12 protein-coding genes and 2 pseudogenes are annotated in these 12,188 nt (G+C 67.9%); 9 read left to right on the plus strand and 5 right to left on the minus strand.

Features of this window, described 5'->3' with window-relative positions:
- Positions 1-26 precede the first annotated feature (26 nt).
- Genes AB0F43_RS23670 through AB0F43_RS23680 form a run of 3 tightly spaced genes read left to right on the plus strand, consistent with a single transcriptional unit; the run spans position 27 to position 1,991 of the window.
- A complete protein-coding gene (locus tag AB0F43_RS23670) occupies positions 27-971 on the plus strand; it encodes a trypsin-like peptidase domain-containing protein (RefSeq protein WP_360480639.1) in 945 nt (314 codons plus the stop codon).
- Between the two features lie 27 nt (positions 972-998).
- Positions 999-1,622, plus strand: a complete 624-nt coding sequence (locus AB0F43_RS23675) for a tetratricopeptide repeat protein (RefSeq protein WP_360480642.1) — start codon at positions 999-1,001, stop codon at positions 1,620-1,622.
- Positions 1,623-1,652: 30 nt separating this feature from the next.
- On the plus strand, positions 1,653-1,991 hold the full coding sequence (locus AB0F43_RS23680; protein WP_360482028.1) for a cupin domain-containing protein: 339 nt from the start codon (positions 1,653-1,655) through the stop codon (positions 1,989-1,991).
- Positions 1,992-1,995: 4 nt separating this feature from the next.
- Here the strand turns inward: AB0F43_RS23680 and AB0F43_RS23685 are convergent.
- From AB0F43_RS23685 to AB0F43_RS23705, 5 genes and pseudogenes are all read right to left on the minus strand, one after another.
- A pseudogene (locus AB0F43_RS23685) lies at positions 1,996-2,190 on the minus strand (MBL fold metallo-hydrolase); the annotation flags it as partial.
- A gap of 100 nt (positions 2,191-2,290) precedes the next feature.
- On the minus strand, positions 2,291-2,485 hold the full coding sequence (locus AB0F43_RS23690; protein ID WP_360480645.1) for a ferredoxin: 195 nt from the start codon (positions 2,483-2,485) through the stop codon (positions 2,291-2,293).
- Positions 2,486-2,495: 10 nt separating this feature from the next.
- Entirely contained in the window at positions 2,496-3,683 is a 1,188-nt protein-coding gene (locus tag AB0F43_RS23695) for a cytochrome P450 (protein WP_360480649.1), read from the minus strand.
- Between the two features lie 282 nt (positions 3,684-3,965).
- A complete protein-coding gene (locus AB0F43_RS23700; RefSeq protein ID WP_360482031.1) occupies positions 3,966-4,295 on the minus strand; it encodes a DUF4386 family protein in 330 nt (109 codons plus the stop codon).
- Between the two features lie 498 nt (positions 4,296-4,793).
- On the minus strand, positions 4,794-5,450 hold the full coding sequence (locus AB0F43_RS23705; protein WP_360480652.1) for an MBL fold metallo-hydrolase: 657 nt from the start codon (positions 5,448-5,450) through the stop codon (positions 4,794-4,796).
- Positions 5,451-5,680: 230 nt separating this feature from the next.
- Here AB0F43_RS23705 and uvrA point away from each other — a divergent pair, with 230 nt between their 5' ends.
- The 6 genes and pseudogenes from uvrA to AB0F43_RS23735 all read left to right on the plus strand — a co-directional run.
- Entirely contained in the window at positions 5,681-8,689 is a 3,009-nt protein-coding gene (gene uvrA / locus AB0F43_RS23710) for an excinuclease ABC subunit UvrA (protein ID WP_360480655.1), read from the plus strand.
- A gap of 134 nt (positions 8,690-8,823) precedes the next feature.
- Positions 8,824-9,162: a hypothetical protein gene (locus tag AB0F43_RS23715; protein WP_360480658.1), complete on the plus strand. Its 339-nt coding sequence runs from the start codon at positions 8,824-8,826 to the stop codon at positions 9,160-9,162.
- Between the two features lie 14 nt (positions 9,163-9,176).
- The gene (locus AB0F43_RS23720; RefSeq protein WP_360480660.1) at positions 9,177-9,482 is read left to right on the plus strand and encodes a hypothetical protein; all 306 of its coding nucleotides are present in this window, start codon (positions 9,177-9,179) and stop codon (positions 9,480-9,482) included.
- 95 nt (positions 9,483-9,577) lie between these two features.
- Entirely contained in the window at positions 9,578-10,024 is a 447-nt protein-coding gene (locus tag AB0F43_RS23725; RefSeq protein ID WP_360480663.1) for a DUF6507 family protein, read from the plus strand.
- On the plus strand, positions 10,021-10,302 hold the full coding sequence (locus AB0F43_RS23730) for a hypothetical protein (RefSeq protein ID WP_360480666.1): 282 nt from the start codon (positions 10,021-10,023) through the stop codon (positions 10,300-10,302). Before AB0F43_RS23725 ends, AB0F43_RS23730 begins: the two co-directional genes overlap by 4 nt.
- 62 nt (positions 10,303-10,364) lie before the next feature.
- A pseudogene (locus AB0F43_RS23735) lies at positions 10,365-12,188 on the plus strand (hypothetical protein); the annotation flags it as partial.

Raw genomic sequence — 12,188 nt, forward strand, 5'->3', positions numbered from 1 at the left:
CGTAATGTTGTAATCGGGAGGCGGACATGGCTGAAGAGACTGCTGGGGACGACGTACTGGACGCTTACTCCCGGGTGGTCTCCGGGGTGGCGGAGCGCTTGATCGCACGAGTGGCGAGCCTGCGGATCCCGAGTCGGCGGGGTGACTCGTCGGGGTCGGGGGTGGTGCTGACCGACGACGGCCACCTGCTGACGAACGCGCACGTGGTCGGCAGCGGTTCACTCGCCACCGCTGAGTTCGCGGACGGTACGGCGGCGCAGGCGCGGGTGGTCGGAGTCGACCGGCTGTCCGATCTCGCCGTACTGCGGTCCGACCGGGACATCCCGGATCCGCCGGAGTACGGCGATGCGGACCAGCTCAAGGTGGGGAACCTGGTGGTTGCGGTCGGCAACCCGCTCGGCCTGGCCGGGAGTGTGACCGCCGGGGTGGTGAGCGCGCTCGGGCGGTCGCTGCCGGTGCGAGCCGGGAACGCCACCCGGATGATCGAGGACGTGATCCAGACCGACGCGGCGCTGAACCCGGGCAACTCCGGCGGAGCGCTTGCCGATGGCAACGGCAGGGTGATCGGCATCAACACCGCGGTGGCCGGTATCGGCCTCGGCCTCGCGGTCCCGATGAACGGGACCACCCGCCGGATCATCTACTCATTGCTGCACGACGGGCGGGTACGGCGTGCCTACCTCGGGCTGGTGACGAAACCCGCACCGCTGCGACCCCAGCTCGCTGAACGCTTCGACCAGCGCACCGCGCTCCGGGTCGTCGAGGTGATCGCCGGCAGCCCCGCCGCCCAGGCCGGCCTCCGCGAAGGCGACCTCGTCCTGGCCGTCGACGGCGCACCCCTCCGCGACGCCCAGTCCCTGCAACGCCTGCTCTTCGAAGACGCCATCAACCGCCGCACCGAGATCACCGCCATCCGCAACGGCGCCCTCGTCGACGTAGTGGCCCTTCCTGCCGAGCTCACCGACCGCTAGCAGGTCTGCCCGCTTAGGATCGGCCGGGTGGATGAACGAGTTCGGCGGGCAGCGGAGCTGTACGAGCGTGCGATCTTCAACGCGGAGGCCGATGCGCTGACGACCGCCGACCGGGAGCTGGATGCGGCCGAAGCCGACCTGCTGCTCACGCGAGGCAAAGTGCTGCACGGGCGGTTCCTGGAGAATCGGGTCGAGGATCCGCGGGAACTGGAGCTGTTCGAGCGGGCACTGGCGCTCTACACCTCGGTGGACGACGAGCGAGGCCAGGCCGAGGCCTTCTTCTGGATCGGCTGCTTCCATCAGGTCGTCCGCGACGAGACCGAACCTGCGCTGTCCGCACTGACGCGGTCTCGCGACCTCGCGCGGAAGACCGGCGACGAGCTGACCTCGTCCTATGCCCTCCGCCATCTTGGCATCGCCGCCCACATGGCGGGCAACCTGGACGAGGCCCGCGCGCTTCTCGAGGAGTCCACCGCGGTACGCCGTACCCTCGGCTTCACCGCCGGAGTAGCCGCCAACCTGGTCGGCCTGATCTATTTGTCCGACGGTGAGGAAGCACGAGCGCTGGCCGACGAGGCGACGGACCTCGCGGCGTCCGTCGGCGCCAGAACCATCAGCAAGCAAATCGAGGAAGCGCGCTCACGCCTCTAGGCCGGGCCGCCGCGGAGCGGGTGGCCGTCGATCGCGCTGCACCTTCACACTCGCGAGGACGAGTACAGCTTCGTCCTGGAGGGCCGGCTGGGGGCACTACTCGGTGACGACGAGGTGTTCGCGGACGCCGGCACGCTGGTCTACAAGCCGCGCGGGCAGTGGCACACATTCTGGAACGCCGGTGACGAGCCGCTCAGGCTCCTCGAGATCATTTCGCCCGGTGGTCTGGAGGAGCTGTTCCGCAAGCTGGCTGAGCCAGGCGGCGAGTACGACGCGGACACGCTGCCGGCTCTGGCAGCGACGTACGGTTGTGAGGTCGACTTCGAGGCCACAATGCCGATCGCCGAGCGGCACCGGCTGGTCTTCTAGCCGGCTACCAGCCGCCGGCTCGCCACTCCGGGAGGTTGGGGCGTTCCTTGCCGAGGGTGGTGTCGCCACCGTGACCGGGATAGACCCAGGTCTCGTCGGGGAGCTGGTTGAAGAGCTTGGCTTCGTCGTTGATCAGTGAGGTGAACCGCTCGGCGTCGCCCTGGGTGTTCCCGACGCCGCCCGGGAACAGCGAGTCGCCGCGGGGCGCCGGCCCAGTCGTCGTCCAGCAGGAAAGACCCACAGGTACGACGCGGGGCCGGCGCGGCTTCAACTCAAGTGGTGGCTGACGGGCTGGTGTTCTAGGAGTCGATTCCCAGGGCTCCCGACGGGCAGAGCGAGGCGGCTTCGCGCAACGCGCCTTGCAGGTCCGTTCCCGGATTCTCGACGAGTTGCACGACCAAGCCGTCCGATTCGTCCTGGTCGAACAGGTCGGGGGCGACCTGCACGCAATGACCGGCGCCGATGCACAGTTCCCGGTTCACCTTAAGACCCATGGTCGTCTCGTCACCAGGTCACGGGCAGTTCGTGCAGGCCATAGGTGGCGTGCTCGATGCGGAACCGCAGCTCGCTCGCCGGCGCGGCAAGCTGCAGGGTCGGGAACCGGCGCACAAGCCCTTCGAACGCCACGGCGAGCTCGATCCGGGCCAGCGACTGGCCGAGGCACTGGTGAACGCCGTACCCGAATCCCACGTTGGACTGCGAGTCACGCTGGATGTCGAACTTCTGCGCGGCCGGGAAGACCTCCTCGTCCCAGTTCGCGGCGGGCAGTGCCAAGATGATGCCCTCGCCGGTGGCGATCGTCACGCCGCCGATCTCGATGTCCTCCATCGCCAGCCGGGAGATGTTGGTGTGGACCACCGGCACGTAGCGCAGCACCTCTTCGGCCGCCTGGCGAGCAAGCGTCGGATCCGCCTTCAGGGCCTCCCATTGCTCCGGGTGGCTCAACAACAGCAGAGTGCCGAGGCCGAGCGAATGCGCCGTCGTCTCGTGCCCGGCGAGGAGGAGCAGGAAAGCCATTCCGGTCAGTTCCTCGTGGGTCAGCTTCCCGGTCTTGACATGCGACTCGGCGACCCGGCTGAGCACGTCGTCACCGGGCTCGACCGTCCTGCGGCCGACCAGCTCGTGCAGGTATCCGGTCAGGGCCCCGAACGCGGCCTGCGCTGCTTCCGGCGACTCGTCCATCGCGGTGATCGTGCGGCTGTGAGCTTGGAAGAAGCCATGGTCCTCGTCGGGAACGCCGAGAAGCCGGCTGATCACCGCGGACGGCAGTGGCAAGGCGAACGCGTCGATCAGGTCCGCCGGCTTCTCCCGCCGGGACAGGTCGTCGAGCAACGCCTCCACCAGCTGCTCCACCTTCGGACGCAGGGCTTCCAGCCGGCGCAGGGTGAACTCCGGTACCAGCGCCTGCCGCAGCCGCCGATGGTCCTCGCCGTCCATTCGCACGAACGAGAGCAAGCCCGGTGGAAGTGGTATCAGCCGGGGGTAGCCCGGTTTCGTGTCGTCGGCGCTCACGCGAGGATCGCTCAAGACGGCGCGCACGTCGGCGTGCCGGGTCAGCAGCCACGGCGTGCTGCCGTCGGCGATCCGCACCCGGGACGGTGGTTCCTGTTGCAGCTCGGTGAACTGCGTGGGAGGGGCAAGCAGGTCGGTGCGATCGAGTGAGTACTCGGGAACGTCAGCTGTGGCGGTCATTTGGGGTTCCTCCCTTGGTGGATGAACGACATGGGTCCCATGGGACCGCGTGCACGCGTCACGGTCGGCGAGAAAGAACAGTGCCGACCGTCGGCTCCGTGGATCCCCGCGGAGCTGCCGCCCGGCGATGTCGGAAGGCTTGGCACCCCGGAGTATTTCCACCGTGAACGCGCAATCCGCCCCTTCCGGAGATGCGGGAAGCGGGCTGAGCCTAAAGGGCGCGAGCACACACTGTAAAGGAGCAATCACAAGTCGCACGGGATCGAGCGACTTCGTCGATCTCTAGTGGCTTCGAGTCATGATCGCGGGACTCACCAGTCGCGGGCGCGCCACTCGGGGAAACCGTGCCACCGCCAGCCCGGCGCCGCTGGCAACGCCCCACCAACCCAGCCACTGCGGCATCGCCTGCGTGGAGACGATGACCCAGCCGGATGCCACGGCGAAGCTGCCCATCGCTACCCAGGCGTTGGCGAACCCGATGCTGCCGACGTCGTAGGCCGCCAGTCCGGGGTCGAGGTCGGCGCCGCGGTGGGCGGCCGCCTGGCCGCTGGCGTCGAGTACGAGGTACGCCGCGAACCACACCCCGGACACCAGGGCGACTGTTGACAGCAGGGCGGCTCACCCTCGAACCGGCGGAGGATCAGGCTGAGACCCGCCATGAACACGAGCAGCATCATCATCGCGAGGCCGCGGAGCGCTGCGGCCTGTTGCTGCCACGCCGCGTCGTTGTTGCGGAAGAACTCCGCCGCCTCGGCGGCGGTGGCATCGAGCGGCGGTTCGTCCACCCAGCTGATCGCGATCACGGAGGCGAACAGCAGCACAGTGCCCGCAAGCCCGGCCACTCCGATGATCCTCTCGACGTGGCAGCGGCGACGGGGCATGACGTCGGTGCTGTGCATGTCAGCCAGCTTCCTCGAGCTGGACGGTGGTGGTGGTCAGCCGGGTCAGGCACTCGTGGCCGTGTACGTCGCCGTCGGCGCTGCTGCCTTCTGCATGTCCCCTCCTGATGGAGATGGATCCTCGGGTTACATGTTCGATGGTGCGAGTACGCGGCAACATCGGGGAAGTCCGCCATGCCGTTTCCGCCCGTCCGCTCGGTGCCCCAGCCGCCTACCAGCCTCGGTCGCGGTACTCCTGCAAACGCGGGCGCTCGGCGCCGAGGGTCGTGTCGGCTCCATGGCCCGGATAGACCCACGTCTCGTCCGGCAGCTTCGCGAAGACCTTCTGCTCCAGGCCGTTCATGAGCGAGGTGAACTCCCCGGCAGTTGTTGTCCGGCCAGGACCCCCGGGGAACAGCGAGTCGCCGGTGAACAGGTGCGGTGCGCCGGCCGGGTCGTCGTACAGCAGGGCGATCGAGCCCGGGGTGTGGCCGACCAGGTGGATGACCCGGAGCGAGCACTGGCCGACCGGGATGGCCGCGTTCTCGTCGACCAGCTCGTCGGTGGGTACGTCGATACCCTCGGCGTCGTACCGGCCGGCGACCGTCGTCGCGTTGGTCCGGGCCACCACCTCGGCGAGCGCCTGCCAGTGGTCCTGGTGCCGGTGCGTGGTGACGACCCGCTCGAGCCCGGCGTCGCCGATCAGCCTGAGCAGCGTCTGGGCGTCGTTGGCCGCGTCGATCAGCACCTGCTCGTCGGTACGCCGGCAGCGCAGCAGGTAGGCGTTGTTGTCCATCGGCCCGACGGCGACCTTGGTGATCATCAGCTCGGCCAGCTCGTGCGTCTGCACCGGCCCACCAACCTTGACGTTCCCGTGGTACTCCGCCATCAGCCCTCCTGGGTGTCGGTCCTCGGACCGATCCTTGCATCGATGGCACCGCCCAGTCATGTCCGGCCGGTTTGCCAGAACCACTCTCCGCGATCGAATATACTTTCGAAGCCGGCTCGATCGGGACGCCCGGTCCGGCGGCGGAAGTTTTTGTCGGTGGGCCTCGTTAGCATGACCGGGCATGCCCGACAAACACCCGGAACCCCTCGAGAGCGGCTGAGAGTGAGCTTGTGTCTGACCGTCTGATCGTGCGCGGAGCACGTGAGCACAACCTGAAGGACGTCTCGGTCGACCTGCCGCGGGAGGCCATGATCGTCTTCACCGGCCTGTCCGGGTCGGGCAAGTCGAGCCTGGCGTTCGACACGATCTTCGCCGAGGGCCAGCGTCGCTACGTCGAGTCGCTGTCGGCGTACGCGCGTCAGTTCCTGGGTCAGATGGACAAGCCGGACGTCGACTTCATCGAGGGTCTGTCACCGGCGGTCTCGATCGACCAGAAGTCCACCTCCCGCAACCCGCGCTCGACCGTCGGCACGATCACCGAGGTCTACGACTACCTCCGGCTGCTGTTCGCCCGGGCCGGCCGTCCGCACTGCCCGGAGTGCGGTGAGCCGATCGCGCGGCAGACCCCGCAGCAGATCGTGGACCGGGTGCTCGAGCTGGAGGAGGGCACCCGGTTCCAGGTGCTCGCGCCGGTCGTCCGCGGCCGCAAGGGGGAGTACGTCGACCTGTTCCGCCAGCTGAGCGGTCAGGGTCTGTCCCGGGCCCGGGTGGACGGCGAGACGATCCAGCTGATCGACCCGCCGAAGCTGGACAAGCAGAAGAAGCACACCATCGAGGTCGTGGTCGACCGGCTCGCGGTGAAGAGCTCCGCGAAGCAGCGGCTGACCGACTCGATCGAGACCGCGCTCGGCCTGGCCAGCGGCCTGGTCGTGCTCGACTTCGTCGACCTGCCGGAGGACGACCCGCACCGCGAGCGCCGGTTCTCCGAGAAGCTCGCCTGCCCGAACGATCATCCGCTCGCCATCGACGAGCTGGAGCCCCGGTCGTTCTCGTTCAACTCGCCGTACGGTGCCTGCCCGGTCTGCACCGGTCTCGGCACCCGGATGGAGGTCGACCCCGAGCTGCTGGTCCCGGACCCGTCCAAGTCGCTGGAGGAGGGCGCGATCCAGCCCTGGTCGGGGCAGAACGTCTCGCAGTACTTCGAGCGCCTGCTGGCCGCCCTGGCCAAGGACCTGAAGATCAAGACCAGTACGCCGTTCGGCGAGCTGCCGGCGAAGGCGAAGAAGTCGCTGCTCACCGGCCACGACCGCCAGGTGCACGTCTCCTACAAGAACCGGTACGGCCGCGAGCGGTCGTACTACACCACCTTCGAGGGGGTGATCCCGTACGTCGAGCGGCGGCACGCGGAGGCGTCGAGCGACACCAGCCGGGAGCGCTTCGAGGAGTACATGCGCGAGGTGCCGTGCCTGGCCTGCAACGGCGCCCGGCTGAAGCCGATCTCGCTGGCGGTCACCCTGGGCGGGAAGAACATCGCCGAGATCAGCGCGATGTCGATCGACGAGGTGCACGATTTCCTCCGCCAGATGGAGCTGACCCCGCGGGAGAAGCAGATCGCGGAGCGGGTGGTCAAGGAGATCGGCGAGCGGCTGCGGTTCCTGCTGGACGTCGGCCTGGACTACCTGGCGCTGAGCCGCCCGGCCGGCTCGCTGTCCGGCGGTGAGGCGCAGCGGATCCGGCTCGCGACCCAGATCGGCTCGGGGCTGGTCGGCGTACTGTACGTGCTGGACGAGCCGTCGATCGGTCTGCACCAGCGGGACAACCGGCGGCTGATCGACACCCTGGTCCGGTTGAAGGACCTCGGCAACACGCTGATCGTGGTCGAGCACGACGAGGACACCATCGACCACGCCGACTGGGTCGTCGACATCGGCCCAGGCGCCGGTGAGCACGGTGGCCAGGTGGTCGTGTCCGGCACCGTCGAGGACCTGAAGAACCACCCGGACTCGATCACCGGCGCGTACGTGTCCGGCCGCCGGGAGATCCCGATCCCGGCGGTCCGGCGGCCGCTCACCGAGGGCCGCGAGCTGACCGTGTACGGCGCCCGGCAGAACAACCTGAAGGACATCGACGTGACCATCCCGCTCGGGGTGTTCGTCGCCGTCACCGGGGTGTCCGGGTCGGGCAAGTCGACGCTGGTCAACGACATCCTCTACACGTCACTCGCGCGGCAGATCTACGGCGCCCGCACGGTGCCCGGCCGGCACACGAAGATCTCCGGGATGGAGCTGGTAGACAAGGTCATCCACGTCGATCAGTCGCCGATCGGCCGGACCCCCCGGTCGAACCCGGCTACCTACACCGGCGTGTGGGACCACATCCGCAAGCTGTTCGCCGAGACGCCGGAGGCGAAGGTCCGCGGGTACCAGCAGGGCCGGTTCTCGTTCAACGTCAAGGGCGGCCGGTGCGAGGCGTGCTCGGGTGACGGCACGCTGAAGATCGAGATGAACTTCCTGCCGGACGTCTACGTCCCGTGCGAGGTGTGTCACGGCGCCCGGTACAACCGCGAGACGCTCGAGGTGCATTACAAGGGCAAGACCGTCGCGGACATCCTGGACATGCCGATCGAGGAGGCGTCCGAGTTCTTCGCCGCCATCCCGGCGATCTCGCGGCACCTGAAGACCCTGGTCGAGGTCGGCCTCGGGTACGTCCGGCTCGGTCAGCCGGCGCCGACGCTGTCCGGTGGTGAGGCGCAGCGAGTGAAGCTGGCGTCCGAGTTGCAGCGGCGATCGACCGGCCGGACGGTGTACGTGCTGGACGAGCCGACCACCGGCCTGCACTTCGAGGACATCCGCAAGCTGCTCGGCGTCCTGGGCGGCCTGGTGGACAAGGGCAACTCGGTGCTGGTCATCGAGCACAACCTCGACGTGATCAAGACCGCCGACTGGATCATCGACCTCGGCCCGGACGGCGGCCGTCGCGGCGGGACGCTGGTGGCCGAGGGTACGCCGGAGGACGTCGCGGCCAACCCGGCGTCGTACACCGGTGAGTTCCTGGCCGAGATCCTGAACGGCCGTGCCGCCAAGCCCAGCGCCAAGAAGCAGGCAGCCGCGGCGAAGGCGACCGCGAAGAAGGCCCCAGCCAAGAAGGCCCCAGCCAAGAAGACAGCAGCCAAGACGACGACGGCCAAGAAGACGGTCGCCAAGAAAGCAACCAGAAAGCGCGCAGAAAGCGGCAGCTGAGATCGTCCTTGTACGGCGGCTGCGCGCGTGACGTCCCGATAGGGCGACTCCCGTGCATCAGCGCTCCCGCCCCGGCCTGCCGGGGCGGGAGCGCTTCGTAGTTGCTGACGCAACGACACCTCGGAGGAGAGACAGTGACCGGACGCTGGGACATGGGCCAGGACACCCTGAATCAGTTGAGCAGGAAGACCTCGACCGGGACCCAGGACCTCGGTGGCCTGGTGCAGCGGCTGGTCGCGGCGGCGGAGCCGCTTGAAGGCAAGATGAGTGGTGCCGGCAAGCAGATGTTCGACTCTTTCAAGGCCAACGTCGACGGCATTGCCGCTGACCTGAACGCCGGGCTCGCGGCCATCAATGAGGGCCAGTCCGGTATGGACGCTGCCTTCCGCACCGGTGACACCGAGATGGCCGACACCGCGAAGAAGAACCAGGGCGGGGCCGACTTCAACGCCGCCAAGTTCGCCAAGCGCTGAGAGAGGAGTCGACGATGGCTAACCGCAACAGCTATGACACTGCTGCCTCGGGCGAGGTGCAGTCGACCATCAACAGCCTCTCGGGGCAGATCTCGAGCCTGATCGCGACGCACAAGCAGAACGTGACGGCGGCGCTGTCGGACGCGTCTGCCAGCGGCGTGACCGAGAACTACCGCGCCGTCGAGGACCGCTTCGACGCCGCGGCCGAATCGACACTGGCGATCATCGATTCGCTGAAGTCGACACTCGAGGCTAACGATGCAACGGCCGCCGCGACCTTGAAGAAGGCCTCCGACGCCGTCGACGGCATCGGCGGCTGACCCGACCCCGGATCTTCACGGCCCTGGACGTCTCCCGGACACGGGAGTGCGTCCAGGGCCGTGCTGACCCGCGGCGACAGACCTGAGGAGCGACAGTGGACTGGGATATCGACGTCGAGGGCACGTTCAAGGTGCTCACCGACACGGCGACCGCAGCGGAGCCGTTCAACGAGTTGCTGACGACGTACGGCGAGAAGCTGACGGCTCTGATGCACGCAACGACCTACATGGTCGTCGGCGCAGGCACTCGTCGGACTGGGGCACGCGACGGTCCAAGCTTCTTGGCAGGGGACGTGGCGGCGCTGGGTTGCCTCAACGTCGTCTCGGCGGCCATCGGTGAGTACTCCGAGCACTGGGCGCCGACCCTGGAAGCCGCGGCGACGCAGGTCACTGCCTCGCTGACCGGTGCGCAGAATGCCGTCCTGGCCTACATGGAAGGGCAGGAAGGGATGGCCATGAACGCCCAACGGGCCGCTGCGAACGGGTTCATCCCGGACCCGACGGACGCGATGCCGACCAAGGACGGGGACGTCGCCGTATGACCGATGAGCAGTCGACGACGGTGCCGGAAGAGGTTGCCCAGGCCGCGCGGGTGCGGCTCGCTGAGTGGCTGACTGCTCAGGCGCCACGGCCTGAGTTGGGTGCAACGCCGGAGGAGTTGGCGGACTGGACGGCGTACCAGGCGGAGGAGTATGTCGTCCTCGTTCCGCCCGGCTATGCGAATCAGTTGTTCTTGGTGGCTGATCACGGCATCAGTTCGTTCGCGCCGAGTTCGCAGACGCTCGAGCAGGCGATGGTGGCGGCCCGTCCACAGTCGTGACAGTGGCCGCGCCGTACCAGACGTATTCGTTGACCCAGCGTGTGACCGAGGACTGAACTGACATGATCCAACCGGAAGGCATCCCGGTCGAGGAGCTGAACCACGTGGTCGAGGCCCTCGAGGCCAACATCTCGCCGCTGAGCGCGCTCGGAGAGCCGTTCACCGACGTGGGCAGCGATATCCACAACACGTTCCAGGGGCTGAACGAGGTCTACGAAGCACCTGAGCGGGAGCTGTTGGTCAACTCGACGCTGAAGGTCAAGACGAACCTCGACGAGTTCGGCCCGAGTCTCCCGGCGATGGCGGGGCACTTGGCGACCCTGGCCGACGAGCTGCGCAGCCGAGCGAGAGAGCTGTTGGCCCTCCAGATCATGGCCACCTCGTGGCATGAGTCGAAGGAGGAGGAAGGAGACGACTGGCAGCAGAACCAGGCGTTGGTCGACACCAACAACAACCTGGTTGAGGCCGTCAACCGGATCATGACGGAGGAGCTCCCGGAGCTCTGCTTCACGGCTGCCAACGAGATCGTCAAGCTGCACGGCGGCGAGACCTGGGACCCGGAGACGGGCCTGCGCGAGGGCGAGGAGCCGCCCCCGCCGCCGGAGGACGAGGCGGAACCGGAGGCGCCGCCGTGGGGGACCGCAGAGGACGTGGACTATCCCGCGTGGGCGGACGTCGTCATGTTCCCGGGGAACGTCGTGATCGGCGTCGTCACGGTCCTCGGCGAGACGCTCGAGGGCATCCTGACCCTGGTGCCGGTGCTGCCGCTGCTGGACATGATCCCCGGCTTCTCGGACAAGATGAAGGACTGGTTCAACTACGACGTGCCGGACTGGGAAGACGCGGAGAACGCCTGGAAGGGCGTTGGCATGCTCTTGGTACAAGTGGCTTCAGCTCCGCCGCAGTTCGGAGCGTGGGTCGGCGAAGAGGTCTTCGGCATAGAGCGGTCCGAAGAGATGAAGGAGTCGACGGAGACGGGCCTGTCGATGGCGGACCAGATGTTCGAAAGCTTCGTCGCCTGGGACGAATGGAAGACCAATCCGGGCAAGGCCTTCGGGATGATGGCCACCAACGTGCTGCTCACTGTCGGCACCTTCGGCGCGGGCGCAGGACTCAGGGCTGCGGCGCTGGCCGGCAAGTACGGCGTCGCGGCGGCGAGGGTCGCCAAGGCGGCCGAGTTCGCCCGGAGCCTGCGGGTCACCGTGCATGACACCGCCCTCAGCGCGGCGATGAAGATCCCAACGGTCAAAGACGTCGTCAACGGCCTGTCAGAGATCCCGATCCTCGGCGACAACTTCAAGCTTCACGGCGCCCCGCCGGTGGACGTGACGGTGGACGTAGATGCCCCGGACGTGTCCGACACCTCAAACACCTCGGTCACCCCCGATTTCACGACGGACAGCCCGTCGGTCGACACCACATCGCTGGACAGCCCCTCAGTCGACACGCCTGACATCGACGTTCCCGACACCACCCACCCCCCAAGCGCCGACTCCACGCCAACCCACACGGACCCGGGCACGACGACGACCCCGGATTCGCCGACGGATCCGGGTACGACGACGCCGGTCTGGAACGCGGACCCCAGTACGACGACGCCGGTTTGGCACGCGGACCCCACTACGACGACGCCGACCACACGTCCGCCGGATTCGACGACGCCGCCGACCACACGTCTGCCGGATTCGACCACGCCGCCGACGACGCGTACGCCAGACACGACGCGTACAACGGACACCTCGCGTACAACCGACACCTCGCGCACAACCGACACCTCGCGCACAACGGACACGTCGCGTACAACGGACACGTCGCGCGCGCGGGAGACGGACGCGCCGGACAGTCCGGAGACGACGCGCACGCGGGAGACGGACGCGCCGAACAGA

The sequence above is a fragment of the Kribbella sp. NPDC023972 genome (assembly GCF_040639075.1).
In the GTDB taxonomy this organism is placed as follows: Bacteria; Actinomycetota; Actinomycetes; order Propionibacteriales; family Kribbellaceae; genus Kribbella.